General features: G+C 75.1%; 17 protein-coding genes and 1 riboswitch. Of the genes, 6 read left to right on the forward strand and 11 right to left on the reverse strand.

Going from position 1 to position 25,097, the window contains the following annotated elements; translation table 11 throughout:
* Positions 1–39: 39 nt before the first annotated feature.
* Positions 40–1,284: a DNA polymerase III subunit gamma/tau domain-containing protein gene (locus AC3CHW_RS07140; protein WP_488469932.1), complete on the reverse strand. Its 1,245-nt coding sequence runs from the start codon at positions 1,282–1,284 to the stop codon at positions 40–42.
* A gap of 556 nt (positions 1,285–1,840) precedes the next feature.
* Here AC3CHW_RS07140 and sepH point away from each other — a divergent pair.
* On the forward strand, positions 1,841–2,911 hold the full coding sequence (gene sepH / locus AC3CHW_RS07145; RefSeq protein WP_398611852.1) for a septation protein SepH: 1,071 nt from the start codon (positions 1,841–1,843) through the stop codon (positions 2,909–2,911).
* 365 nt (positions 2,912–3,276) lie between these two features.
* Here sepH and AC3CHW_RS07150 read toward each other — a convergent pair whose 3' ends face one another.
* Positions 3,277–4,161 (reverse strand): sulfurtransferase, encoded by an 885-nt coding sequence (locus AC3CHW_RS07150; RefSeq protein WP_488469933.1) that lies wholly within the window; start codon positions 4,159–4,161, stop codon positions 3,277–3,279.
* 434 nt (positions 4,162–4,595) lie between these two features.
* Here AC3CHW_RS07150 and AC3CHW_RS07155 point away from each other — a divergent pair, with 434 nt between their 5' ends.
* Positions 4,596–5,315 carry a VOC family protein gene (locus tag AC3CHW_RS07155; protein WP_488470990.1) on the forward strand — a complete coding sequence of 240 codons (720 nt, stop codon included), beginning with the start codon at positions 4,596–4,598 and terminating at the stop codon, positions 5,313–5,315.
* A gap of 308 nt (positions 5,316–5,623) precedes the next feature.
* On the opposite strand, the gene AC3CHW_RS07160 is transcribed toward AC3CHW_RS07155, so the two are convergent.
* The 4 genes from AC3CHW_RS07160 to AC3CHW_RS07175 form a co-directional block, all read right to left on the reverse strand.
* Positions 5,624–6,424 (reverse strand): thymidine kinase, encoded by an 801-nt coding sequence (locus AC3CHW_RS07160; RefSeq protein ID WP_488469934.1) that lies wholly within the window; start codon positions 6,422–6,424, stop codon positions 5,624–5,626.
* 122 nt (positions 6,425–6,546) lie between these two features.
* A complete protein-coding gene (locus AC3CHW_RS07165; protein ID WP_488469935.1) occupies positions 6,547–7,782 on the reverse strand; it encodes an alkaline phosphatase family protein in 1,236 nt (411 codons plus the stop codon).
* Positions 7,782–8,369 (reverse strand): DUF5998 family protein, encoded by a 588-nt coding sequence (locus AC3CHW_RS07170; protein WP_176164516.1) that lies wholly within the window; start codon positions 8,367–8,369, stop codon positions 7,782–7,784. The genes AC3CHW_RS07165 and AC3CHW_RS07170 overlap by 1 nt, the downstream gene beginning before the upstream one ends.
* A 128-nt stretch (positions 8,370–8,497) precedes the next feature.
* Complete coding sequence (locus AC3CHW_RS07175) at positions 8,498–11,806, reverse strand: bifunctional acetate--CoA ligase family protein/GNAT family N-acetyltransferase (RefSeq protein WP_488469936.1); 3,309 nt, start codon at positions 11,804–11,806, stop codon at positions 8,498–8,500.
* 146 nt (positions 11,807–11,952) lie between these two features.
* Here AC3CHW_RS07175 and AC3CHW_RS07180 point away from each other — a divergent pair, with 146 nt between their 5' ends.
* Positions 11,953–12,234: an HPr family phosphocarrier protein gene (locus AC3CHW_RS07180; RefSeq protein ID WP_176164515.1), complete on the forward strand. Its 282-nt coding sequence runs from the start codon at positions 11,953–11,955 to the stop codon at positions 12,232–12,234.
* Positions 12,235–12,466: 232 nt separating this feature from the next.
* Here the strand turns inward: AC3CHW_RS07180 and AC3CHW_RS07185 are convergent, their stop codons facing one another.
* From AC3CHW_RS07185 to AC3CHW_RS07195, 3 genes are all read right to left on the reverse strand, one after another.
* Positions 12,467–13,372, reverse strand: a complete 906-nt coding sequence (locus AC3CHW_RS07185) for a M23 family metallopeptidase (RefSeq protein WP_488469937.1) — start codon at positions 13,370–13,372, stop codon at positions 12,467–12,469.
* Positions 13,373–13,385: 13 nt separating this feature from the next.
* A riboswitch (cyclic di-AMP (ydaO/yuaA leader) is annotated at positions 13,386–13,548 on the reverse strand.
* 527 nt (positions 13,549–14,075) lie between these two features.
* Positions 14,076–15,443, reverse strand: a complete 1,368-nt coding sequence (locus AC3CHW_RS07190; RefSeq protein WP_176166476.1) for a M16 family metallopeptidase — start codon at positions 15,441–15,443, stop codon at positions 14,076–14,078.
* 56 nt (positions 15,444–15,499) lie between these two features.
* The gene (locus tag AC3CHW_RS07195) at positions 15,500–16,939 is read right to left on the reverse strand and encodes a M16 family metallopeptidase (protein ID WP_488469938.1); all 1,440 of its coding nucleotides are present in this window, start codon (positions 16,937–16,939) and stop codon (positions 15,500–15,502) included.
* Positions 16,940–17,154: 215 nt separating this feature from the next.
* Here AC3CHW_RS07195 and AC3CHW_RS07200 point away from each other — a divergent pair, with 215 nt between their 5' ends.
* Positions 17,155–19,608 (forward strand): DNA gyrase/topoisomerase IV subunit A, encoded by a 2,454-nt coding sequence (locus AC3CHW_RS07200; protein ID WP_488469939.1) that lies wholly within the window; start codon positions 17,155–17,157, stop codon positions 19,606–19,608.
* Between the two features lie 197 nt (positions 19,609–19,805).
* On the opposite strand, the gene AC3CHW_RS07205 is transcribed toward AC3CHW_RS07200, so the two are convergent.
* Entirely contained in the window at positions 19,806–21,050 is a 1,245-nt protein-coding gene (locus AC3CHW_RS07205) for a CobW family GTP-binding protein (RefSeq protein WP_488469940.1), read from the reverse strand.
* A gap of 11 nt (positions 21,051–21,061) precedes the next feature.
* Positions 21,062–22,300, reverse strand: coding sequence for a citrate synthase (locus AC3CHW_RS07210; protein WP_488469941.1), 1,239 nt, complete (start codon positions 22,298–22,300; stop codon positions 21,062–21,064).
* A 129-nt stretch (positions 22,301–22,429) separates the two neighbouring features.
* On the opposite strand from AC3CHW_RS07210, the gene AC3CHW_RS07215 reads away from it, so the two are divergent.
* Positions 22,430–23,758, forward strand: coding sequence for a citrate/2-methylcitrate synthase (locus AC3CHW_RS07215; RefSeq protein WP_488469942.1), 1,329 nt, complete (start codon positions 22,430–22,432; stop codon positions 23,756–23,758).
* A gap of 207 nt (positions 23,759–23,965) precedes the next feature.
* Positions 23,966–25,015 carry a ferredoxin family protein gene (locus tag AC3CHW_RS07220; protein ID WP_488469943.1) on the forward strand — a complete coding sequence of 350 codons (1,050 nt, stop codon included), beginning with the start codon at positions 23,966–23,968 and terminating at the stop codon, positions 25,013–25,015.
* The last annotated feature ends 82 nt before the right edge of the window (positions 25,016–25,097 follow it).

Genomic DNA, 25,097 nt, shown 5'->3' on the forward strand with positions numbered 1-25,097 from the left:
GGGGACGGGAGTGCGGGACCTGACGTGCGGACGGCGGGGTCAGTCGGCCTGGGACGTCGCGGGCCCGCCCTGGCCCGCGTTCTGACCGGGGCGCTGTCCGCCGGGGGCGGTGCCGTCCCCCTCCGCCGTGGCGCCCCCGCCGTCGGTCCCCGGGCCGCTCTCGCCTCCGGTGCCGGACGGCGTGGGGGCGATGGTGCCCGGCGTCGTGGGCGTGCCGGGCTTCGACGGGGTGCTGGGCGCGGGGGTCCGCTGGTCGGCGCCGCCGCCCGTGGGGGCGGGGGCGGGCGGGGTGCTCGGCGTGCGGGTGGGGTCGGTGGCGCCGCCGCCCGGCCGCGTCGCGTCCGGCGTCGCGTCGGGGTCGTGCCCCTGCTCGTCCTGTCGGTCGTCCTCGCCGGTCGCCGGCCGCTCGGTGGTGGGCGCCGGGTCGGGCCGGGTCGGCCGGTCCGCGCTCCGGGAGACGCTGTTGCCGAACGTGGTGCCGGACTTGTCGTCGCCCCACACGTTGGACACCGGCCCGCCCGCAGCCCACTCGATGCCCGTGATCAGCGCCATGGCCAGCAGGAACACGCCGAGCGCGGCCAGCGCCAGGCGCCTGCCGCCCCGCCACCGGGTGCCGTGCGTGGTGGCGTCGGTGAACTCGTCGGCGGGCGCCCCTGACGTGTCGCCCGCGGCCCGCGCCGGCGGCGGCCCGTCGGTGGTCGCCGCCTCGGGCCAGCGCAGTCGCCGCGTCGCCTGGTCCACTCGCCGTAGCGCCCGGGTGCGGTCGGCGTCGGCGCCCGGTCGGGCCTCGGGCGACCCGGCGCCGGAGACCCGCGGCAGCGCCCGGGTGCGGTCCGCCTCCTCCGCCATCGCGGCGGCCGACGCGCGGGGCATCATGCGCGTGCGCTCCAGGTCGGACCGCGGCAGCGGCCGGGTGCGGTCGGCGTCGGCCGTGGGCAGTGGACGCGTCGCGGCCTCCTCGCGCGGGGCGTCGGCCCCGCGACCATCGGCCGGTGTCGGCGCGTGGTGGGCGGCGCCCGGGGCCGGCGACCGGCGCGCGCTGGTGTGCGCGTGCCGGGAGGGTGGCGCGGAGGCTCGTGTCGCCTCCGGCGCGCCGTCGCCGGTGTGGGGCACCTGTCGAGCACGCGGCCGATGGTGGACCGTGACCACGCGGAGCTGCTCCCCCGTGCGGTGGAAAAAGTGCTGGAATACGGAGCCGCCCGCGGTGGCCACCACGCTGACCACGCCCGCGCCGATGATGGTTCCGTACACGCCGAGTCGAGAGGCGAGCACGGCGGCGGCCACGGCCGCCAGGGCACTGCCGGCGACCTGAGCGACACTCAGTTCGAGCCGCTTCGTATTCTCTTTTGCCTCACTTTCCGTTGTGTTGCGCATCTCCCGCCTCTGGTCACGTTTCGATCCTCCTTGCACAAAGAAGTGACATTTGGGCGAAGCTGACAGTTCCGGTTCCGTCGATTCTGTGAAACTCGACACCCGAGCGCCCGATCAGGCAGCCTTTGCGGTCCTTCAACTCCCCTGGCCCACGACAACTTCGATGGCGCGGCGGTCCTCTCACATGGCCCAAATGGAGTACTGTTGCGAACCCCGGCCTCGCCATCCCGCCCGGCCGCCCGGACCGAGCGGGAGAGGCCATCGGCGCCAACTCGACCAACGGCGCCGCGACATGGCATGGCGCGTACTGCGCAGAGTGACCTATCGTCACTTTGAGTCGTAAACACGTCACCGTGCCATAACGGCGGATCAGAGCCTAGGCTCGACACGCCAGGCAACTCGGCAATGTTGTGGCAGGCTGCACCTGGGCAGGTCACACTCATCTAGCGGGAGAACGGCAGCGACGCACGTGACGTCGGCAGGCACCACCCGGGAGGTTCCCATGCCCGAACTGCGTGTCGTGGCCGTCAGCAACGACGGCACACGGCTGGTGCTCAAGGCTGCGGACAGCACGGAGTACACGCTTCCGATCGACGAGCGGCTGCGCGCTGCCGTGCGCAACGACCGTGCTCGGCTCGGCCAGATCGAGATCGAGGTCGAGAGCCACCTGCGGCCCCGGGACATCCAGGCCCGGATACGAGCCGGCGCGTCGGCCGAAGAGGTCGCCCAGCTCGCGGGCATTCCCGTCGAGCGCGTGCGCAGGTTCGAGGGCCCCGTACTGGCGGAGCGCGCGTTCATGGCCGAACGCGCTCGCAAGACTCCCGTGCGCCGCCCCGGCGAGAACACCGGCCCGCAGCTCGGCGAGTCCGTCACCGAGCGGCTGTTGCTGCGCGGGGCGGACAAGGACGCCACGCAGTGGGACTCCTGGCGGCGCGACGACGGCACCTGGGAGGTGCTGCTCGTCTACCGCGTCGCGGGCGAGACCCACACGGCGAGCTGGACCTACGACCCGCCGCGCCGCCTGGTGCAGGCCGTGGACGAAGAGGCCAGGTCGCTGATCGGCGAGGCCGACGACACCCCGGAGCCGAGCTTCCCGTTCGTACCGCGCATCGCGCGGCTGCCGCGTGACCGGCCGCTGGACCGCACCCCGCAGCGGCAGGCGCCGGGCGCGGCCGACGAGGCGGAGTCGGCACCCGCCGTGCTCGATGAGGCGCCGGCCGAGCGGGACTCGCTGACCAGCCTGTTGGAGGCCGTGCCCAGCTTCCGGGGCGACATGGTCGTGCCGGAACCCGTGCAGGCGCCCCACCCGCCGGACGAGCCCGTCGAGGAGGCGGAGCCGGTGGAGCCGGCCCCCGCGGCGAGCGCCGGTTCGGCGTACGCGGACGTGCTGATGCCCCGGGCGGTCGCCGGCCACCGCGATCGGCTGACGGGGACGACAGACCGTCAGGCCGAGGCGGACGGCGTGCGGCCGGGTCGCCGCGCGGCCGTGCCGAGCTGGGACGAGATCGTTTTCGGCACCCGGCGCAAGAAGCAGGAATAGCGGCGACGGGCGCGGGCATGGGCGGAGGTGCGACGATGACCACCGCGCGCCACCGTGCCGTCCCGCGCCTGGCCACCGCCCGCCCGCGCGCCTTCGCCCTGCCCCGATCCGTCGGCCAGGCCCCGCTGGCGCGCCGGCGCTGTTGTCGCACCGGCTGGGCCCGCTGGCCGACCGGCCGGCGGGCCGCCGTGCGCTGGCCGCCTCGCACGCTCGCCGTACGGGGCGGTGCCCGGCGCGGCGCGGGCGGCGCCCGACGCCGGGCTCGTGACCTGCCGACCGGTCGGGCCAGGGCCCCGGCGCGTACGGACGGTGGCTCCCTCGTCCCGTTAGCCACCCGGCGGGACCCGGCCCAGGCGGTCGGGCCGCTAGCCCGGTTCGGCGCCGGTGGCCACCGGGCGGGACGGGTCGCCGGACCACTCGCTCCACGAGCCGACGTACAGCGCCGCCGGCACCCCGGCCACCGCCAGGGCCAGCACCTCGTGGGCGCCGGAGACGCCGGAGCCGCAGTAGACGCCGACCTCGGCCGCCTCCGTGGCGCCGAGCGCCGCGAAGCGCTCGGCGAGTTGGGCGGGCGGCAGGAAGCGGCCGTCCCCGCCCACGTTCTCGGTGGTGGGCGCGGAGAGCGCGCCCGGGATGTGGCCCGCCACCCGGTCGATGGGCTCCACCTCGCCCCGGTAGCGGTTCCCCGCCCGCGCGTCCAGCAGCACCCCACGGCGGGCCAGTTCGGCCGCCCCGTCCGCGTCGAGCAGCGGCAACCCGCCTGGGCGTGGCGTGAAGTCGCCTACGGCCGGCTCCGGAACCTCGGTGCTGACCGGCCCGTCGGCGGCGAGCCACGCGCTCAGCCCCCCGTCCAGGACACGCACCGAGGGGTGGCCGGCCCAGCGCAGCAGCCACCAGGCGCGGGCGGCGGCCCAACCACCGGAAGGCGACGGCGGGTCACCCGCCCCGCCGTCGTAGACGACCACCGGATGCTGGGCACGCACCCCGGCCCGGCGCATCGCCGCGCCAAAGACCTCCAGGTCGGGCAGCGGGTGGCGGCCCGCGGGGCCGGGCGGGCCGGCGAGTTCGGCCTCCAGGTCGACGAAGACGGCACCGGGCAGGTGCCCCGCCTCGTACGCGGCGCGACCGGACTTCTCCTGGTCGGCGCGACCGCCGGGTGGCGTCATCTGCCAGCGGATGTCGAGCAGCAGCGGGGGCCGGGGAGCGGCCAGTTCGGCGGCGAGGTCGCGAGGCGTGATGGTGACGTTCATGGCTCTCATCCTCGCGTAATCGCGCCCGCGCCGTACGAATCGCGCCGAACCCGGCGTACGACCGATCGACACCGGCCCGCTACCTCGGTGCACGAGGTGCGCCATGCCGAAGCGGGCATGGTTCGAGGGGAACCCGGGCAGTGCGGCGCGGCCGGAGAGCGCGCCGCGACCGCTACTGCGAGCATCTGGGAAGTCCCGTTCCGTAACAACCTCGCGTGCCGCGTCGGCACGGGGGTATTCAAGCCACACGACGACGTTCCAAGGAGACGAAGACGATGACCGAGGCACGGCGGTCCCCCGAGTGGCACCACCCCGGGGTCAGCCCGGGTGCTCCCCCCGTACGCGGCGTCCGGGAAGGCTCCGGTGGCGAGGTCGGCCTGAGCGGGCGCGAACCCGCCCGGCGCACGCCCGGCACGCCCTGCTGGACGAGCCTGATGGTGCACGGCCTGGCCGCGACGCAGAAGTTCTACCAGGGCTTGTTCGGCTGGGAGTTCCAGCCGGGGCCCTCCCAGTTCGGCCCGTACGTGCGGGCGTTGCTCGACGGGCGCCCGGTCGCCGGGATCGGTGAGCTGGCGCCGGGGCTGCGGCTTCCCGTGGCCTGGACGACGTTCCTGGCCAGCGACGACGCGGACGCCACGGCCGAGCAGATCCGTTGCTGCGGCGGCACGGTGGCGGTCGGTCCGCTGGACTCCGGGGACGAGGGCCGGATGGCCATCGCCTCCGATCCGCTGGGCGCGGTGTTCGGCGTCTGGCAGGCGCGCGGCCACCTCGGCAGCGAGGGGGGCGGCGCGCCGGGGACGCCCGTGTGGACGGAGTTGCTGACGCCGGAGACGGCGAGCGTCGACAAGTTCTACCAGACGGTCTTCGGCTGTGAGGGCGAGCAGCTCGCGGCGTCCGACGAGGACTACGTGACGCTGACGGTGCGCGGTCGGCCGGTCGCGGGGGTGCACGGCGTCGGGCAGTCCCTCCCTCGTGGCCGGGGCCCGCACTGGGTGACGTACTTCGAGGTCGCGGACCCCGAGCAGGCGGCCAGCCGGGTCACGGAGCTGGGCGGGCGCGTGATGAGCGGCCCGCGGGCCACGGCGACCGGCGACTGCGTGCAGGTCACCGACCCGGAGGGCGCGGCGCTCACCCTGGTGCGGACGGAGCACTGACCGCGGCACGGGCGCGCGGCCAACCGGCCGAGCGCACCCGGCGCGCGTACGGCGCGCGGCGCACGCTACGGCTACGGCTACGGCTACGGCCAGCCGGTGCGCCGGGAGATGGGGCGCGAGCCCACGGGACGCGGGTGGTGGGCGCGGAGCGCCGACCGGGGTAGTCCGTGCCAGGGGCACGCGGGTGGGAGAAGAGGCCGCGCGGGCGAGGCGCAGCGACCGCGGCGGCGCGAACGGCGACGGACGGCCAGCGACGAGCCGTCACGGGGGACGCCGTTCGCTACGGGCGGTGCGCTACAGGTGGTGCGCTACGGATGGAGCCCGTTGGCGGGCGCCGCGACGACGGCGCGGGTCCGGGTGGTGGGCTGGGCGCCGTCCACGGGCAGCACTTCGGGGGAGAGCGCGGCGGCGCGGGCGGCGGAGGCCGTCATGCGGCGCCGGTGGTGGCGTCGGCACAGCACCTCGTAGCCCACCTCGGCCGCGCCGTCGGCGCCGGCCGCACCGTCCTCGGTCCCGTCCCGCGTGGCGTCCGGTTCGCTCGCCGGGGCGGCGGCGTCGGCCCCCTCGCCGTGGGCCGGCTTACGCACGTCGCCGACGACGACCTGCGCCCCCTCGACGACCATCCGGCCGCCCACGGTGCGCGCGTTGTGCGTGGCGCGGGCGCCACACCAGCACAGCGCCTCGACCTGGAGCACCTCGATCCGGTCGGCGAGTTCGACCAGCCGTTGCGAGCCGGGGAAGAGCCGGCTGCGGAAGTCGGTGGTGATGCCGAAGGCGAAGACGTCGAGGCCCAGGTCGTCGACGATGCGGGCGAGTTGGTCGATCTGTTCCGCGGCGAGGAACTGGGCCTCGTCGGCGATCACGTAGTCGGCCCGGCTGCCCGCGCTCAACTGCGCGACGAGGTAGGCGTAGAAGTCGAAGCCCTCGTGCGCCTCGATCGCGTCGGTCTCCAGTCCGAGCCGCGAGGAGAGGCGGCCCTCCCCCGCCCGGTCGTCCCGGGTGAAGATCATGCCCTGGAGGCCGCGTGCCGAGCGGTTGTGCTCGATCTGCAGAGCGAGCGTGGACTTTCCGCAGTCCATCGTTCCGCTGAAGAAAACCAGCTCGGGCATGGGGGAACACGGGCCTTTCGGTCGTTGTGGGTCTCGCGGCGCCGCCCCGCGCTGCGTCGCCCGCTCCGGGGCGCGCGGGGGTGCCGTACGCGGGCGGGGGCGCCGGGCGCGCGGCCGACGACTTACGTGCGTACCTCAAGGAGCGGCACGAGTTGTTCGACGGGGGTCATGGAGCCGTGCAGGCCGACCATGGCCGACTCGTTCGGCTCGGTGCGGCTGGCCACGATGGCGACGTCGTCGCGGGCGGCGGCGACCACGTCCCCGATGCGCCCGTACACCCGCTCGTCCACGCCGTCCCCGGGCCGGCCGAACCAGCCGGCCGCGATCGCCTCGTCCCGGCTGGCCACCCACATCCGGTCGCCGAGCACCTCGCGCCAGACGGCGAGCACGTCCCCGGCCGCTCCCGGCACGGCGTACACATGGCGGGCCCGGCCCTCGCCGCCGAGCAGGGCGACGCCCGCGCGTAGCTCCCAGTCCTCGTCGAAGTCGATGCGCGAGTCCGGGTCGAAGGGCAGGTCGATCATGCCGTGGTCGGCGGTGACGTAGAGCGCGGAGCGCGGCGGCAACTGTTCGGCGAGCCGCTGCGCGAGGCCGTCCACGTACATCAACTGGCCGCGCCAGTCGTCGGAGTCCACGCCGAACCGGTGCCCCTTGCCGTCCACCTCGCTGTAGTACGTGTAGACCAGGGTGCGGCCGGCGGCGCCGGTCTGGGTCGCGGCGAAGTCCATCCGCTCCTCGCCGGAGAGCCGGCCGTGGAAGGTGCCGCCGCTGAGCGCGATCTTGGTGAGCGGGGTGTGCTGGAAGGCGGGCGCGGACACCTGGCAGGTGTGCACGCCGGCGGCGTCGGCGAGTTGGAAGACCGTCGGGTACGGCTGCCAGGCGTGCGGGTCGGTCCACGGCTGCCAGCGGAGCTGGTTCATCAGCGCCCCGGTGGCCGGGTCGGCGACCGTGTAGCCGGGCAGGCCGTGCGCGCCGGGGGGCAACCCCGTGCCCACCGAGGCCAGCGAGGTCGCGGTGGTGGAGGGGAATCCGGCGGTCAGCGGGCGGCCCGTGCCGTTCCGGGAGCTGGCGAGGAGCGAGGTCAGGAACGGCGCCTCGGCGGGGTGCGCCCGCAGCAGCTCCCAGCCGAGCCCGTCGATGAGGAAGACGCACACCCGGTCGGCCGGCGCCAGGTCCAGGCCCGGCGTGCCGGTGAGGCCCGGCACCTCCTGGCCGACCACGACGGCGGGCAGCAGGTCGCTGAGCGAGCCCGTGCCGTACTGCGGCAGCGGGGCGGTCGCGGGGTCGAGGGTCGCGCCCTGGGGCTGCCACTCGGGCCAGGCCGCACTGGTGGCGGGGCCCGCGCTGGAGTCGGACATCAGCGGCTGGTCGCCGTGGTCGCCTCGGACAGCGCCTGCGCGAACGCCAACGTCTGGCGCACGCTGTCAGGCCCGTCGCCCGCCTCGCTCACGCGCAGCGACAGGTCGTCGGCGGTGGACGAGCCGGTGTAGCCGTGGTCCGCCTCGCAGTTGGGGTCCCCACAGCTCGCGGGCTCCAGGTCGAGCCTGCTCACCGCGCCCCAGCCGATGGTGAGCACCACCTCGCGGGGCAGCGTGCCGGGCGCGTACGACTCGGGGTTGGCGACGACGCGGCTGAGCACCACCGAGGAGATCCGGTTGAGCTTCACGGACTCGGTGGAGGTCGTGGCGTACGGGGTCGCGGAGCTGTCGTCGGCGGCCTGCTCGTCGGTGTGGCTCACGATGAAGCGGGTGGCGGTGAGCACGAGGACCGTGACGTGGCGGCGGACCTCGTTGGAGTCGAAGGTCGTCTCCTGGTGAACCAGGAACGCCACCACCGGTTCGCCGCCCACGGCGGCCTCGACCGCCTCGGCAACGAGGGCCGGGTAGTAGCCGCTGCGCTCGATCGCCGCGCGCAGCCCCTGGGTCGTCGTACCGGTCTTCGCCATGCCTCCCATCCTACGGGCCCAGGCCGGTCCCCATCCCCTCCCCTGTCGCCACCCGCGTCGAGTCACCCCTGCCGCCCGGCCGCGGCCGGGCCGCCGCGCGCCCGCGCCGGGCCCGGGACGGCCCGGGCTCAGTACGCGGGGAGGTGGCGCGGGCCGAGGTCCGTACGGACCGGGGGCGGGGCCAGCCGCAGGGACGCGCCCAGCACGGACAGCCCGTGCGGGGCTACGACCACCGGCTCCAGGTGCACGGCCACCACCTCGGGGTGGTCGCCGACCAGCCGGGAGACGCGGAGCAGCAGTTCCTCCAGGGCGGCGGTGTCCACCGGTCGTGAGCCGCGCCAGCCGAACAGCAGGGGGGCGGTGCGCACCGACCTGATCAGCTCGGCGACGTCACGGTCGGTGGCCGGTATGAGCCGGTGGGCGGTGTCGCCGAGCAGTTCGGAGGGGGCACCGGCCAGGCCGAAGGAGAGCACGGCTCCGGCGGCGGGGTCGATGGCGGCTCGGACCACCGTGTCCACGCCGCGCGGGGCCATCCGCTGGACGACCAGGCGCAGCTCGTCGGGGCCGCCGAGCAGGCTGGTCAACTCGGCGTAGGCCCGGCGCAGTTCCCGCTCACCGCCGAGGTCGAGCCGGAAGGCGCCGAGGTCGGCGCGGTGGCGCAGGTGGGGGGCGGTGGGCTTGAGGGCCACCGGGTAGCCGAGGCGGGCGGCGGCCCGCGTCGCGCTGTCGGGGTCCGGCGCGGGCAGGGCGGGCAGCACGCTGATGCCGTAGCGGGCCAGCAGGCGCTGGGTGTCCGGCGCGGAGAGCGCGAAGCTACGCGCCGGCTGGCGGGCACGCCCGCGCTCCCCGGCGGGCCGGGCGACCCGCGCGGTGTCGGGGGCGGCGGGCCCGGTGGGGTGGGCGGGCTGCTGGGGCGCCCCGGCGGGTGGCGGGGGCGCGGCCCCCGTCGCGGCGGGAGGAGCGTCGGAGGTCGGGGGCGTCGGGGGCGCGGCCGGGGCCGGAGGGGTGGTGGGGGGCGGCGGCGCGACCGGGTACGGGGGCGTGCTCGGGGGCGGGGGCGGGGCCTGCTCGGCGTCCTCGTGGGCGTGCGCGGCGAGCAGTACGTCGATGTCGGCCCCGGCGCCCGCCTCGTCGATGTCGTCGTACTCGGGCACCCGGCCTGGCTCGGCCGCCTGGCGCCGCCAGTGCGCGTACCGCACGGCCTCGGCCAGCGCGCGCACCGCGCGCTCGGCCGCCGGATACGCCGGCACGCGGCACTCGGCCGCCGGGCCGTCCGACGCCGCGGGCGGCCAGGCCGCGGGCTCGTCACCGGCGGCGGGGGTGCCCGCGGGGTGTGCGGCCGGGGGCACGCCGGTCGCGGACGGGTGGTCCCGGCCCGCGTCCGGGGGGCCTGGCTGGGCCAGCGCGGCGGCCAGGCCCGGGATCTCCAGGTGGACCACGACCACCGGCTTCGCCACGCCGCTCGCGGCGGCCGACTGCCGGATCACCCGCGCCAGCTCCGTGGCGGGCTCCTCGTCGACCGAGGGGATGGCCGTGACGACGACGGCGTCGCAGAGGTCGTCGGCCAGGGCCCGGTCGAGGGCCGCGCGGAAGTCGGCGGGCTGGGCCGCCGTGGTCAGGTCGAGCGGGGGCAGCGGGCGCAGGCCCTCGGTCAGGCACGCGTCGTAGCTGATCAGGCCGAGCGACTCCGAGTTGCCGAGGATCGCCACCCGGGGGCCGCGCGGCAGGGGTTGCGCGGCCAGGAACAGGCCCACGTCGGCCAGCTCGGTGACCGTGTCCACGCGGATGACGCCCGCCTGCCGGAACAGCGCGGAGACCGTGGCGTCGGGGATGCGCGTGGTGGGCACCGCGTGCCCGGGGGGCTCGCTGCCGCTGTGCCGGGCGCCCTTGACGACCACGACCGGCTTGAGGGCCGCGGTGCGCTTGGCGAGCCGGGTGAACTTACGGGGGTTGCCGATGGACTCCAGGTACAGCAGCGCGACGTGGGTGTCGGGGTCGTCGTGCCAGTACTGGAGCAGGTCGTTGCCGGAGACGTCGGCCCGGTTGCCGGCCGAGACGAAGGTGGAGATGCCGAAGAGGCCGGAGCCGCGCCGGTGCAGCCCCGACAACAGGGCGATGCCGATCGCGCCGGACTGGGTGAACAGGCCCAGGTTGCCGGCCGGCGGCATCTGGGGCGACAGGGAGGCGTTCATCCGCACACCGTTGGCCGTGTTGATGATCCCCAGGGCGCCGGGGCCGATCAGCCGCATCCCGTGCGACCTGACCTGCCGGACCAGCTCCCGCTGCCGCTCCAGGCCCGCCGGCCCGCTCTCGGCGTACCCGGAGGAGACCACGACCAGGCCCTGCACGCCGCGCTCGCCACAGTCGGCGACGACGGCGGGCACCTGCTCGGCCGGGACCGCGATGACGGCCAGGTCCACCGGGTCCTCGATGTCGTGCAGCGAGCGGTAGGCGGCGACGCCCGGCGGTTCGGCGGTGTCCTCGGCGGGCGGTGCCTGGCCGGGCGGCCCGGCCGGCTCCGCGTCGGGACGGGTCAGCGGGCCCGCGCCGGCGCGCTCCGGCACCGCACCGCCCGCACCGGGTGTGCTGGGTGCGCCGGGCGCGCTCGCCCCCGGTGGTGGCGCGGCGTCGGCGGCGCGTCGGGCCTGGGCCAGGTCGGCGCCCGTCAGCCACGAGCGCCCGGGAGCGAAGGCGTGGTTGACCGCGCACACCCGGCCCGTGTAGCCGCCGCTCAGCAGGTCCACGAGGACGGCCCGGCCGGCGCCGCCGGGCCGGCGGCTGGCCCCGACGACCGCCACCGAGCCGGGCGCGAGCAGCCGCTGCACGGAGCGGGCCTCGGCGCGCTGCTCCCGGGCGCGCATGACGGCCAGCGACCGGGCCGTGGGTTCGAGGTCGAATTCCAGGCGGACGACGCCGTCCTCGAAGCTGCGCTGCTGGGTGTAGCCCGCGTCCGTGAACACCTTGATCATCTTGGTGTTGGCGGGGAGCACCTCGGCGGCGAAGCGGCGGATGGCGCGCTCCCTGGCGACGGCGGCGATGTGTTCGAGCAGGGCGGAGGCGACGCCGCGCCCCTGGTGGGCGTCCTGCACGAGGAAGGCGACCTCGGCCTCGTCCGCCGGCGCCGACGAGGGGCGACCGCGCTCGTCGATGCGGTCGTACCGCACCGTGGCGATGAACTCGTCCCCGACCGTCGCCGCCAGGCCGACCCGGTTCACGTAGTCGTGGTGGGTGAAGCGGTGCACATCGCGGTCGGAGAGCCGGGGATAGGGGGCGAAGAAGCGGTAGTACTTGGACTCGTCCGAGACCCGCTCGTAGAAGTCGACCAGGCGCTGGCCGTCGTCGGGCGTGATGGGGCGGATCTGGGCGGTGCCGCCGTCACGGAGCACCACGTCCGCTTCCCAGTGCGTCGGATAGGCGTGCTCGGGCGGCGTTTCCATGGCTCCAGCCTAGGCGGGGGCACCGACAACGGTCCGACTCGCGCACAGCGTTGCGGCGGGGCAGGCTGTGGAAGGGCTCCGCCAGAGCACTCCGCACCCCGTGAGAGACTGGTCTAGACAACAGCAACCACCTGAAGGGCAACACCATGGTTGAGCGCCGCGTCACCGTCGGCTGGGCAGAGGGCCTGCACGCTCGCCCCGCGTCCATCTTCGTCCGCGCCGCGACGGCCTCCGGCGTCCCCGTGACGATCGCCAAGCCGGACGGCACCCCGGTCAACGCCGCCTCGATGCTCGCCGTGCTCGGGCTCGGCGCGCAGGGCGGCGAGGAGATCGTGCTGGCCTCGGAGGCCGACGGCGCCGAGGTCGCGCTCGACCGGCTGGCCAAGCTCGTCGCCGAGGGGCTTGAGGAGCTCCCGGAGACGGTCTGACTCGCTTTTCAGCACCCTGCGAAGCCGCGGTGATCCCCCTGGGACGTCACCGCGGCTTCGTCGTCTCCGCTCCGGGAAGGGGCGGGGACCGCCGTGCGGGCGCCGTGGCGCGAGACCGCGCGCCGGCTCCCGCTGGCCGCGCGCGGGCCGAGACGCGCCGAAGGCCCCGCGCACAGGGCGGGGCCTTCGGCATGTGACGTGCGGGGGCCGGGCGGGGTGGCCCGGTGTCGCCTCAGATGTTGACGCCGTGGGAGCGCAGGTAGGCGACGGGGTTGATGTCCGAGCCGTACTCGGGCGACGTGCGGGCCTCGAAGTGCAGGTGCGCGCCGAAGGAGTTGCCCGTGTTGCCGGCGAGGCCGATCTGCTGGCCGGGGGCGACGCTCTGGCCGACCGAGACGGAGATCGAGTCGAGGTGCCCGTACTGGGTGTAGGTGCCGTCGTTCATCTTGATCACGACGTTGTTGCCGTAGGCGCCGCCCCAGCCGGCCTCGACGATGGTGCCGGCGCCCACGGCGCGCACCGAGGTGCCGGTGCTGGCGTGGAAGTCGACGCCGGTGTGGCTGCCGGAGGACCAGGCGCCACCGGACGCCTGGTACTGCGTCGAGACGTACGAGCCCGCGACCGGCAGGACGTAGGAGCCCGCCGCCGGACGCTCGGCGGTGCGCGACGCGCGCGTGTCGACGACCTCGCTGGCGCGGGTCTCCTCGGCCTCGCGCTCGGCGGCGGCCCGTGCCTCGGCCGCCTTCTTCGCGGCGGCCTTCTTCTTCGCGGCCTCGGCGGCGGCCTTGCGCTTGGCCTCCTCCGCCTTCTTCTTCATCTCGGCGGCGTGCTCGGCGGCCTGCTGACGCGCCTCTTCCTCAGCCTGCTGCTCGGCCGCGGCCTGCTCGGCGGCGGAGTACTGGGCGTCGGCCTGAGCGCCGATCTTGTCCGCGATGTCCTCGTTCAGAGTCGCGGCCTGACGCAGGCCGGTGTCCTGGAGCTCGGGGACGCCGTCGGCGCCCGGGGCGGCCATCGCGGGGGCGGCTATGCCGGCGACGACGCCGGTGGCCGCGAGGGTGGCCATGCCCGCCGCGTTCGCGCTGGTACGGACAAAGCGGCTGGGGCGACGGTGCCGCCCAGTGGCACGGGTGAACGCCATGGGGAGGCGTACTCCTTTCCTTCCTTCTCGCCTACCGGGTTAGCTGACGGGTTCGGAGCAGGAAGGTCTCCTACGGTCACCACGCCTCTCGCGAGGATGGCGGCCGATTCACCCCAGGGGACTTGGGTCCCCGGCTCCCCTGGCTCGCGCCATAAGGGACTCGGCGATGGTTGCCCGGTGCCACGGGTGTGGCGAAGGTGTGACGGACAACGGGGCTGACGCTAAGCGGGACGTCTTTTGATCGGCAAACAGAACCGGCCGTTTGTTGCGCACGCCACACGGCAGACAGGCAATCTCTCCCGCAAAACAGACAAACCGAGAGGCCCTGGCATCCCACTTGACACCAGGGCCTCTTAACGGCTCATCAGTAACAGGAGCCCCTGCCTCCGCCCCGGACACCCGGGGCAATCCGGGCGCCCATGCCGCTCTCTGGGGGACGGTCAGATACCGGGCGGCGCTCCGCTACGTTCCCGCGTACGCCACCCGCTCCAGCGCTCGCGTGCTCGCCCGCACCTCCCGGCCTCTCGGGACCGCGGCAGCCGCCCCGGCCCCGTGGACCACTCGACGCGCCGCCCGGCGCTCCGGGAGCGGGCACCACGGGCAGGGCGGGCGGCGCGGCAGCGCGGGCGGTGCGGGGCGAGCCCGGGCCGGACGGCGCCTGACGGCTCGCCAGCCCGGCTCGGGCCGCCGGGACCTCCCGCCGCTAGCCGCTCACCACCCGTACGTCCCCGATGCCCAGCGCCTTCACCGGCTCGGCGATCACCGAGGCGTCGCCGACCAGCACGGTCACCAGCCGGTCGGTGGGGAAGGCGGCGACGGCCGCGGCGGTCGCCTCGACCGTGCCGGTCTCCGCGAGCCGCCGGTAGAGGTGGGCCTGGAAGTCGTCCGGCAGGTGCTGCTCGACCTGGTCCGCGAGGGTGCCCGCGACCGAGGCGGCCGTCTCGTACTTCAGCGGGGCGATCCCCACCAGGTTCTGCACGGCCACGTCGCGCTCGTCGTCCGTCAGCCCGTCGGCGGCCAGCGTGCGCAGCACCTTCCACGCGTCCTCGAGGGCCGGCCCCGTCACCTCGGTGGCCACCGAGCCGCTGATGGCCAGGAGGGAGAGGCCCGTGCCCTCCGGCGTGGAGCGCAGGACCTGGGCGAAGGCCCGCACGCCGTACGTGTAGCCCTTCTCCTCGCGCAGCACCCGGTCGAGCCGGGAGGTGAGGGTGCCGCCCAGGCAGTAGGTGCCGAGCGTCTGCGCGGGCCAGACCTGGTCGTGCCGGTCGGCGCCGACCCGGCCGATGAGCAGTTGGGTCTGCACCGCGCCCGGCCGGTCCACGATGACGACCCGGCCGGTGTCGTCGGCGGTGACGGTGGGCACCGGGCGGGGCGCGGCCGTGTCGCCGCTCCAGGCGCCCAGCGTGTCGGCCAGCGCCTGGTCGAGGTCGACGCCGGTGAGGTCGCCGACGACGACGGCGGTGGCCGTGGCGGGGCGCACGTGGGCCGCGTAGAAGGCGCGCACGGCGGCGGCGTCCACGCGCGCGACCGACTCCTCGGTGCCCTGGCGCGGCCGGGACATCCGGGAGTCGGCCGGGAAGAGCTCCTTGGAGAGCGTCATCGCGGCCCGCCGGGCGGGGTTGGCCAGCTCGTGCGGGATCTCGTCGAGCCGGTTGCGCACCAGCCGCTCGACCTCGCCCTCCGGGAAGGCCGGGGCGCGCAGGGCGTCGGCGAGCAGCCCGAGCGCCTTCGTCAGCCGGGAGGCGGGGACCTCCAGGGAGACGCGCACGCCGGGGTGGTCCGCGTACGCGTCCAGGGTGGCGCCGCAGCGCTCCAGCTCGGCGGCGAACTCCTCGGCCGAGTGCCGGTCGGTGCCCTCCGACAGCGCCCGCGCCATGATGGTCGCCACGCCTTCGAGCCCCTGCGGCTCGGCCTCCAGCGGCGCGGCGAGGCTGACCTCGACCGCGACGACCTGCTGGCCGGGGCGGTGGCAGCGCAGCACGGTCAGGCCGTTGGGCAACTGGCCGCGCTCGGGTGCGGGGAAGGCCCACGGCCTGGCCTGGCCCGGCTGCGGCTGCGGGTGGAACTGCATGCTCGTCACGGTGTCCGTCGCGTTCGTCTGCGTCGCGGTCGTGGTTGCGGCGTCGCTCACCGGCCGGCCCCTTCGTCGTTGTCCTCGGTCGCTGCGTTGGCCGCGTCGGCCGCGGGCGCATCGGGTGCCGCCCGCACGACGTCGGTCGGCTGGGTGGGCTGCGCGCCCTCGTCGCTCTCGCCGTTGTCGGCGGCCTCGATCGGCTCGTAGACGAGGACCGCGCGGTTGTCGGGGCGCAGTCGGGCCGCGGCGACGGCCCGCACCTCGTCGGCGGTGATGTCCAGGACCCGGCCCACGGCGCTCAGCGCGAGCTGCGGGTCGCCGAAGAGCACCGCGTACCGGCACAGTTCGTCGGCCCGGCCGCCGACCGTGGCCAGCCGGTCCAGCCACTCGCGCTCGAGCTGCGCCTGGGCCCGCTCCATCTCCTCCGGGCTCGGACCCTCGGCGGCGAAGCGCGCGAGTTCCTCGTCCACCGCGGCCTCGATGGCGGGCACCTCCACGCCGCCCGAGGTCTTGACGTCCAGCCAGCCCAGCGAGGGCGCGCCGGCCAGTCGCAGCAGTCCGAAGCCGGCCGCGACGGCCGTGCGGTCGCGCCGCACCAGCCGGTTGTGCAGGCGCGAGGACTCGCCGCCGCCGAGCACGGTCAGCGCCAGGTCGGCGGCGTCGGCCTCCCGGGTGCCGTCGTGCGGCAGCCGGTAGGCGGCCATCAAGGCGCGCGCGGGCACCTCCTCGCGCACCTCCTCGCGCAACTGCGCGCCGATGATGTCGGGCAACGCGCCGTCCCGCGGGGTGGGCTTGCCGTCGTGCGCCGGGATGCTGCCGAAGTACTTCTCGACCCAGGCCAGGGTCTGCTCGGGGTCGATGTCCCCGACGACGGCGAGTACGGCGTTGTTCGGCGCGTAGTACGTGCGGAAGAACTGCCGCGCGTCCTCCAGCGAGGCCGCGTCCAGGTCCGCCATCGAGCCGATGGGGGTGTGGTGGTACGGGTGGCCCTCCGGGTAGACCATCGCGGTCAGCCGCTCGAAGGCGGTGCCGTAGGGCACGTTGTCGTACCGCTGGCGGCGCTCGTTCTTCACCACGTCCCGCTGGTTCTCCATGCTCTCCTCGTCGAGCGCGGAGAGCAGCGAGCCCATGCGGTCGGCCTCCAGCCACAGGGCCAGCTCCACCTGGTGGGTGGGCATGGTCTCGAAGTAGTTGGTGCGCTCGAAGCTCGTGGTGCCGTTCAGCGAGCCGCCGGCCCCCTGCACCAGCTCGAAGTGGCCGTTGCCCGGGACCTGCTTCGAACCCTGGAACATCAGGTGCTCGAAGAGGTGGGCGAGCCCCGTACGCCCCTTGACCTCGTGGCGGGAGCCGACGTCGTACCAGAGGCAGACCGCGGCGACCGGGGTCAGGTGGTCCTCGGAGAGCACCACACGCAGACCGTTCGCCAGGCGGTGCTCGGTCGCTGTCAGGCCGCCGGAGCCGGCCTGTTGCGTGGCCGTGTGACCCATGGGCATGTACGTCCCTTCGATCGCGCGATCTATCGCGGGTTGAGCAGTCCTGTCACTGTATGCAAGCGGGCTGACATCTGGCGAAGTTCCCGGCGAAGCCCCCGCGCGCGGCGGCGTCGTGCGGGGTCCGCCAGCCGGGTCGTGGTCAGCGTTGTCAGTGCGGCGGTCCACAATGGTCGGCGTCAGAACTCGCACCGGCAGGAGAAGGAGCCGCAGCCGCGATGGCCCGCCGCAGCACGAAGACCCCGCCACCGGAGGATTTCGAGGAGCGCATCCTCGACATCGACGTCGTCGATGAAATGCAGGGCTCCTTCCTCGAATACGCCTACTCGGTCATCTACTCCCGTGCGCTGCCCGACGCCAGGGACGGCCTCAAGCCGGTGCACCGCCGCATCCTGTACCAGATGAATGACATGGGGCTGCGCCCCGAGCGGGGGTACGTCAAGTGCGCCCGCGTCGTCGGCGAGGTGATGGGCAAGCTGCACCCGCACGGTGACGCGTCCATCTACGACGCGCTGGTGCGCATGGCCCAGCCGTTCTCGATGCGCCTGCCGCTGGTCGACGGGCACGGCAACTTCGGTTCGCTGGGCAACGACGACCCGCCGGCCGCGATGCGGTACACCGAGTGCCGGATGGCGTCGGCGACCTCGCTGATGACCGAGTCCATCGACGAGGACACGGTCGACTTCAGCCCCAACTACGACGGCAGCGAGCAGGAGCCCGTCGCGCTCCCGGCGGCCTACCCCAACCTGCTGGTCAACGGCTCGTCGGGGATCGCGGTCGGGATGGCGACGAACATGCCGCCGCACAACCTCGGCGAGGTCATCGCCGCGGCGCGGCACCTGATCAAGCACCCGGGCGCCGACCTCGACACGCTGATGCGCTTCGTGCCCGGCCCCGACCTGCCCACCGGCGGGCGCATCGTCGGCCTCTCGGGCGTGCGGGACGCGTACGAGAGCGGGCGCGGCACGTTCAAGATCCGCGCGACGGTGACGGTGGACAACGTTTCACCGCGCCGCAAGGGCCTGGTCGTCACGGAGCTGCCGTTCGCGGTCGGCCCGGAGAAGGTCATCGCCAAGATCAAGGACCTGGTCGGCGCGAAGAAGCTCCAGGGCATCGCCGACGTCAAGGACCTCACCGACCGCGAGCACGGGCTGCGGCTGGTCATCGAGGTGAAGAACGGCTTCAACCCGGAGGCCGTCCTCGAGCAGTTGTACAAGCTGACGCCGATGGAGGAGTCCTTCGGCATCAACAACGTCGCCCTGGTGGACGGCCAGCCGCTCACGCTCGGCCTCAAGGAACTCCTGGAGGTCTACCTCGACCACCGCTTCGAGGTCGTACGGCGGCGCAGCGAGTACCGGCGCAGGAAGCGGCAGGACCGGCTGCACCTGGTCGAGGGCCTGCTCACGGCGCTGCTCGACATCGACGAGGTCATTCGCCTCATCCGGTCCAGCGAGAACGCGGCGCAGGCCAAGGAAGCGCTGATGGGCCGGTTCGCGCTGTCGGACACCCAGACGCAGTACATCCTGGACACGCCGCTGCGCCGGCTGACCAAGTTCGACCGGATCGAGCTGGAGTCGGAGCGGGACAAGCTCACCGGGGAGATCGCCGAGCTGACCCGCATCCTGGAGTCCGACGCCGAGTTGCGGAAGCTGGTGTCGAGCGAGCTGGCGACGGTGGCGAAGAAGTTCGGCACCGACCGGCGCACGGTGCTCCTCGAGTCGGCCGGTTCCACGGTGGCGTCGGTGCCCCTGGAGGTCCCCGACGACCCGTGCCGCGTGCTGCTCTCGTCCACGGGGCTGCTGGCCCGCACCGCCACCGGCGAGCCGCCGGTGGACGACGGGGCGGCCCGGCGCGCCAAGCACGACGTGATCGTCTCCTCGGTGCCGGCGACGGCGCGCGCCGACGTGGGCGCGGTGACCTCGACCGGGCGGCTGCTGCGGATCGCGGTGATCGACCTGCCGACGCTGCCGGACACCGCGTCGGCGCCCAACGTCGCGGGCGGGGCGCCGCTCACGGAGTTCCTGACCCTGGCCGACGGTGAGCGCGTGGTGTGCCTGACCACGCTGGACGAGTCGTCGCCCGGTCTGGCGCTGGGCACGGCGCAGGGCGTGGTCAAGCGGGTGGTGCCCGACTACCCGACGAACAAGGGGGAGTTGGAGGTCATCACACTCCGCGAGGGCGACGAGGTCGTCGGCGCCGTGGAGTTGCGCACCGGCGACGAGGACCTGGTCTTCATCACCAGCGAGGCCCAACTGCTGCGCTATCCGGCCGCGCAGGTGCGCCCGCAGGGGCGGGCCGCGGGCGGCATGGCGGGCGTGAAGCTGGGCGCCGGCGCCAGGGCGCTGTCCTTCGGCGCGGTGGACCCGGCCGTCGACGCGATGGTCTTCACGGTGGCGGGTGCGCGGGACACGCTCGACGGAGCGCTGCAAACGGCCAAGCTCACCCCGTTCGACCAGTATCCGCGCAAGGGCCGGGCCACCGGCGGAGTGCGCTGCCAGCGCTTCCTCAAGGGTGAGGACTGCCTGGTCATGGCGTGGGCGGGGGCGGCCCCGCCGCGGGCCGCCAGCAACGCCGGCGTCCCGGTGCCGCTGCCCGAGCCCGACCCGCGCCGGGACGGTTCCGGCGTTCCGCTGGCCAAGCCGGTGGCGGCGATCGCGGGCCCGGCCGCGTAGCGGGAGCGCGCGTCGCCGCGCCGCGCCGGGACTCGTCCCCTGGCGCGGCACGTGCGGGCGCGCGGACCGTTCGGTGAGCGGTGTGGGGTACGGGCCGTCGGGGGCTGCCGGCCTCGGGGGCTCGCGGGGCCTGGGGGTGCACGAGCCCCAGGCCCGGGCCGCCGGGCGAGCAGCCCGGGCGCGCAGGGGCGCGGGGGCTACTCCTCGTCCTGCTCGTGGTCCTGGTGCTGGACGTACCGCAGCACGCCCCACATGGCGCGCGCCACGGCCGCCGCCTCCGTCGGCCCGCCCGAACCGGCCTCGGCGGCCGGGACCAGGGTCGGCTCGGTCGGCTCGACGGGCTCGGCGGCGCGCTGGGCCGGCAGCGGGGAGCCGGCCGCGCTCGCGCCGGGCTCGCCCGACAGCGCGGCCCCGGCCACGGGCAGCGCCACGTCCGCCGCCTCCGCCACCAGGGCGTCGTCCGCCCGGCAGCCGGCGAGCTGTTCGCGCAGGGCGGGGGCATCGATGCCCGAGCCGATGAGCACGAGTTGGGTCAGCCGGGGCTCGCCCGACGGCCAGGGCTCCGGGTAGAAGCGCAGGAAGCGCCCGACGGCGTGCAGCACGTACCGGTTGCGCGGATCGCCGGCCCCGAAGTCGATGAATCCCTTGATCCGGTAGAGCCCCGTCGGTCGCGCGTCGAGGAAGTCCATCAGCCGCCGCGGGTGCACCGGTACGGACGAGGTGAACGCGAGGCTCTCGTACGCCGCGTGCGGGTGGCCGGCGTGCCCGTCGCCGTCGCCGTCGCCGAGGTCCAACTCGTCGCGCAGGTCCTCGAAGGAGAGCTGTCGCCCGGCGCTCTCGTCGCGCGGGCGGCACGCGAAGAGCAGTTCCGGATCGACGCGGCCGTGCTCCGCGACGACGACCGCCGTGCCCCGGCTCAGCTCGTCGAGGGTCTCCCGCAGGGCGGTCAGCTCGGTCGGCGAGACCCGGTCGGCCTTGTTGAGCACGACCAGGTCGGCGATGGCCAGGTGCCGGTCGAGCTCCGGGTGGCGCTCCCGGGTGGCCGCGAACTCCGCCGCGTCGGCGACCTCGACCAGGCCCCCGTAGACCACCCGCCGGTTGTCGCTGGCCAGCACCATGCGCACCAGTTCCTGCGGCTCGGCGAGCCCGCTCGCCTCGATGACGATGACGTCCAGGCGGGCGGCGGGCGCGGTCAGGGTGTCCAGGTAGCCGTCGAGTTCGCTGACGTCCACGGCGCAGCACAGGCACCCGTTGCCGAGCGAGACGGTCGACCCCACCTGCCCCGACACGCTCATGGCGTCGATCTCGATCGAGCCGAAGTCGTTGACGATGACGCCGATCCGGGTGTCGCCGCTGTGCCGGAGCAGGTGGTTGAGCAGGGTGGTCTTGCCCGACCCCAGGAAGCCCGCGAGGACGATGACCGGGATCTGCTGCTCGCTCAACGGGGGACCTCTCACACGGTGGGCACGGGCTGCGGCGGTGGCGGACCGACGTAGCGGGCCGCCGGGCGGATGATCTTCGAGTCCTCCGCCTGCTCCAGGATATTGGCGCTCCAGCCGACCACGCGGGCCGCCGCGAACGTCGGCGTGAACATGGCACGCGGCAGCCCACACAGCTCCATCACGACGCCGGCGTAGAACTCGACGTTGGTGTGCAGCTCGCGACCCGGCTTCAGCTCCGCCAGGATCGCCTCCACCCGCCCCTCCACCTGTACGGCGAAGTCCACGAGCGGGCCGCCGAAGCTCTGGGCGACGCCGCGCAGCATCCGCGAACGCGGGTCCTCGGTGCGGTAGACGGGGTGCCCGAACCCCATGATCCGCTCCCCCGCCCGCACCCGTTCCCTGATCCAGGCGTCGATCCGGTCGGGGGTGCCGATGGCGTCGAGGGTGTCCAGGGCCCGGCTCGGCGCGCCCCCGTGCAACGGTCCCGACAGCGCGCCCACCGCACCCACCAGGCAGGCGGCGAGATCGGCGCCGGTGGAGGTGATCACGCGGGCGGTGAAGGTGGAGGCGTTGAACCCGTGGTCGACGGTGGAGATCAGGTACCGCTCGATGGCGCGGGCGCGCTCGGGCCCCGGCTCCGTACCGCTCAGCATGTAGAGGTAGTTGGCGGCGTACGGGAGGTCGTCCCGTGGCTCGACCGGCTCCAGGCCCTCACCGAGCCGGTGGAGCGCGGTGAGCAGGGTGGGTACGGCGGCGCACGCCGCCAGCGCGTCCGCGCGCCGGCGCTCGGTGTCGATGTCGTACAGCGGCCGGAACCCGGCGGACGCGCCGAGCAGGGAGAGCGCGGTGCGCAGTCCGGCGAGCGGTCCCGACGGCCCGCTGGCGCGGGCGATGCCGGGCAGTGCGGCCCGCAGCGCCTCGGGCAGCCGCCGCAGGGCGGCGGTCTGCGCGGTGAACGCGGCCCGCCGCGCGGCGTCCGGCAGCTCTCCGTAGAACATCAGGTGCCACACGTCCTCGAAGGTGCGGCTCTCGGCGAGTTCGACGGCGGAGTACTGGCGGTAGTGGTAGAAGCCCTCGCGACCGCGGACGTCACCGAGCGCGGTGTCGGTCACGACGACCCCCGCGAGCCCGCGCGGCACCTCGATCGGAGCGCCGTCCCCCGCCCGGCCCCGGGAGGGCGGCTGCTCATCACCGGCCGGCAGTGGTGTCCGCGGCCCCTGGGCGACTGCTTCGGACTCCTGGATCGGCATCTTCGACTCCCCTTCTCGCTTCACATTGATTCCGACTGTCCAGTACGCATGATCGAGCTGTCAATATTGATTAAGGCGAAGCAAATCAATATATGGAGGAGGGTCCGTCAGCATGGATACGGTGAGGACATGGCGGACACGGAGTCGGACACCGAACCAGCGACCGGCCGCGGCGAGCGCCGGCTGACCACGCGCGAGGCCGCCGAACTACTCGGCGTCAAGCCCGAGACGGTGTACGCGTACGTCAGCCGGGGCCAGCTCACCAGCCGGCGCGCGCCGGGCGCGCGGGGCAGCACCTTCGACGCCGACGAGGTCGAGGCGCTGCTCCGGCGCGGACGGCGCGAGGCCGCGACGCAGTCCCAGGGGCAACCGGCCCCGGGGGACACCGTCGTGCGCACCGGCATCACCCTCATCGAGCCGGACCGGCACTACTACCGCGGCGTGGACGCCACGGCGCTGGCGCGGCGGTACGGGTACGAGGAGGTGGCCGAGTGGCTGTGGACCGGGCGGCTGAGCCCCGGCGTCCGGTTCACCGCCCCGCCGGAGACCCGCGCCGCGGCGCGCCGGGCGGTCTCGGCGCTCCCCGCGCACAGCGGCCCGATGGACGGGCTGCGGGTCGCCGCCATCGCCGCCGCGGCGGCGGACCCGCTCCGCTTCGACCTGACCGAGCGGACGGTGCTGGCCAGTGCCCGCACCCTGATCGCCACGCTGGTGGACGCCCTGCCCCCGGCGCCGGGGCAGCGCGTGCCGGCGGCCGACGCGCCCCGCTCCGGCGAGGACGCGCCCCCCAGCGCCGACCCGCTGCCGCCGAGCATCGCCGAGCAGCTCTGGCTGCGGCTCTCGCCGCACCCCGCCGACCCCGCCTCTCTGCGCGCGCTCCAGAGCGCGCTCGTGCTGCTCATCGACCACGACCTGGCCGCGTCCACGCTGGCCGTCCGGGTGGCGGCCTCGGCGCGGGCCCATCCGTATGCGGCCGTGTCCGCCGGGCTCGGCGCGGCGGACGGACCGCTGCACGGCGCGGCCAGCGGGCTCACGCACCGCATGCTGGCGGAGGTCCTGGACCGGGGGAGCGCGGCGGCCGTCGTAGCGGACCAGTTGCGCGCCGGCGGCGGGGTCCCGGGGCTCGGGCATCGGCTCTACCCGGCGCACGACCCGCGCGCACAGGCGCTCTTCGCGCTGCTCGCGGAGGTGCCCGGCGCGGCGGACGCCCTGGCCGCCGCGCGGGAGGTGGCGGCGACGGCCGCCCAGCGCACCGAGTCGCACGCCAACGTGGACCTCGCGCTCGCCGTGCTGACCGTCTCGGCCGGCATGCCGCCCGAGGCCGGCGAGACGCTGTTCGCGGTGGGCCGGGTGGCGGGCTGGATCGCGCACGCGCTGGAGGAGTACGCCGAACACCCCCTGCGCATGCGCCCCCGCGGCCACTACCGGGGGCCCAAGCCGCCCCAGCCGATGCCGTGACGCGCCCCCGGGAACCGGCGCACGCGGCGCACGGCCCGCGCGGCCCGTACGCGTCACCGCCCTCCCGTCCCCCACACGGCGGAACCGGCGACATCGCCCGCGCCGCGCCAACGACCGCCTGAAGCCGCCGTCATCGCTGCTCACAGAGTGAGCAGCGGAGGTCCGTCCCGCCCGGCCGCGGCCACAGCTCAGGTTAGGCTCGCCTGCGTGAGCACCTGTGCGACCAGTTCGCGGGAGCTGGCCGAGCCCCTCGCGGGCACCGCCGCCGCTGCCCGCACCTGGCTCCTGATCGAGCAGACCGGCCCCTGGGGCGCCAAGGCCCTCACCGCCAGCCACCTCGACCCCGAGGTGGGCCGCGCGCTGGAGCGCGCCGCGGAGGGCACCGGCGTCCGCCTCGCCCTGATCCGACGGCCCGGGCGGCACGCCGACCGCCGGCTGCCGACGCGGCAGCGGGTGATCGCGGCGCACACCCTGCCCGGCCGGTCCTGGATGCGCACGACCCAGGTCAGCGATCCGGCGGCGCTGCTCGCGCTGGACTTCGCCGCCCTGGGCGCCGGCGACGTACGGGCGCTCCCGCTGGCCACCCAGCGCCCCTTCGCGCCGTGGGCGCCCCCCACCTCGCCCCCGGGCGCCCCCGCCGCGCCCGCGCGGTGGAGCCCGTACGAGGGCGAGCCCCTGGCCTTCGTGTGCACCAACGGCAAGCGCGACCGCTGCTGCGCCCTGCTCGGCCGCCCACTCGCCGCGGAACTGGCCGCCAGCGCTACCGACGTCTGGGAGATCACCCACATCGGCGGCCACCGCTTCTCGCCCACCCTGCTCGTGCTGCCGTACGGGTACGCCTACGGCCGGGCCACCGCCCACTCCGTCAAGGAGGTGCTCGCCTCCGCGCGACGGGGCCGCGTCGTCGCCGACGGCGCGCGGGGCCGCTCCGCCTGGGACCGCCCGGGTCAGGCCGCCGACCTGGCCGTACGCCGGCACACCGGGGAGGGCCGGGCCGACGCGTTGACGGTCTCCGACGTGCTGGCCCAGCCCGCGCTCCCCGCGTCACCCGCCACCCACGACGCGGCGCCCGCGAACGGGTCCGGCTGGACCGTCACCGTCACGCACGCCGACGGGCGCGCCTGGCGGGTCCTCCTGTCCCAGTCGCCCTCCGACCCACCCCGCCCCGAAAGCTGCGGCGCCGCCCTCGGCACCCCCGCCCGCTTCGAGGTCGTGTCCATCCACCCCCTGCCGGCCGCCCCGCCGGCCGCCGGTTGACCGCCACGGCGCTCCCCCGTGCCCCGTCACCCGGCCGCTCGCTTCGCCGGGGGCCGAGCGAAAACGTTCCGCTCTCTGTTCT

The organism is Streptomyces sp. MGP-BFMKR1, from assembly GCF_057766585.1.

Bases quoted from the DNA above. Each gene is read 5' to 3' on its own strand.
- AC3CHW_RS07170 (WP_176164516.1), bottom strand. From the start codon at position 8,369: ATGGCGAAGACCGGTACGACGACCCAGGGGCTGCGCGCGGCGATCGAG.
- AC3CHW_RS07190 (WP_176166476.1), bottom strand. From the start codon at position 15,443: ATGCAGTTCCACCCGCAGCCGCAGCCGGGCCAGGCCAGGCCGTGGGCC.
- AC3CHW_RS07210 (WP_488469941.1), bottom strand. From the start codon at position 22,300: ATGCCGATCCAGGAGTCCGAAGCAGTCGCCCAGGGGCCGCGGACACCA.
- AC3CHW_RS07200 (WP_488469939.1), top strand. From the start codon at position 17,155: ATGGCCCGCCGCAGCACGAAGACCCCGCCACCGGAGGATTTCGAGGAG.
- AC3CHW_RS07165 (WP_488469935.1), bottom strand. From the start codon at position 7,782: ATGTCCGACTCCAGCGCGGGCCCCGCCACCAGTGCGGCCTGGCCCGAG.
- AC3CHW_RS07185 (WP_488469937.1), bottom strand. From the start codon at position 13,372: ATGGCGTTCACCCGTGCCACTGGGCGGCACCGTCGCCCCAGCCGCTTT.
- AC3CHW_RS07215 (WP_488469942.1), top strand. From the start codon at position 22,430: ATGGCGGACACGGAGTCGGACACCGAACCAGCGACCGGCCGCGGCGAG.
- AC3CHW_RS07180 (WP_176164515.1), top strand. From the start codon at position 11,953: ATGGTTGAGCGCCGCGTCACCGTCGGCTGGGCAGAGGGCCTGCACGCT.
- AC3CHW_RS07150 (WP_488469933.1), bottom strand. From the start codon at position 4,161: ATGAACGTCACCATCACGCCTCGCGACCTCGCCGCCGAACTGGCCGCT.
- AC3CHW_RS07160 (WP_488469934.1), bottom strand. From the start codon at position 6,424: ATGCCCGAGCTGGTTTTCTTCAGCGGAACGATGGACTGCGGAAAGTCC.
- AC3CHW_RS07195 (WP_488469938.1), bottom strand. From the start codon at position 16,939: ATGCCCATGGGTCACACGGCCACGCAACAGGCCGGCTCCGGCGGCCTG.
- AC3CHW_RS07155 (WP_488470990.1), top strand. From the start codon at position 4,596: ATGGTGCACGGCCTGGCCGCGACGCAGAAGTTCTACCAGGGCTTGTTC.
- AC3CHW_RS07175 (WP_488469936.1), bottom strand. From the start codon at position 11,806: ATGGAAACGCCGCCCGAGCACGCCTATCCGACGCACTGGGAAGCGGAC.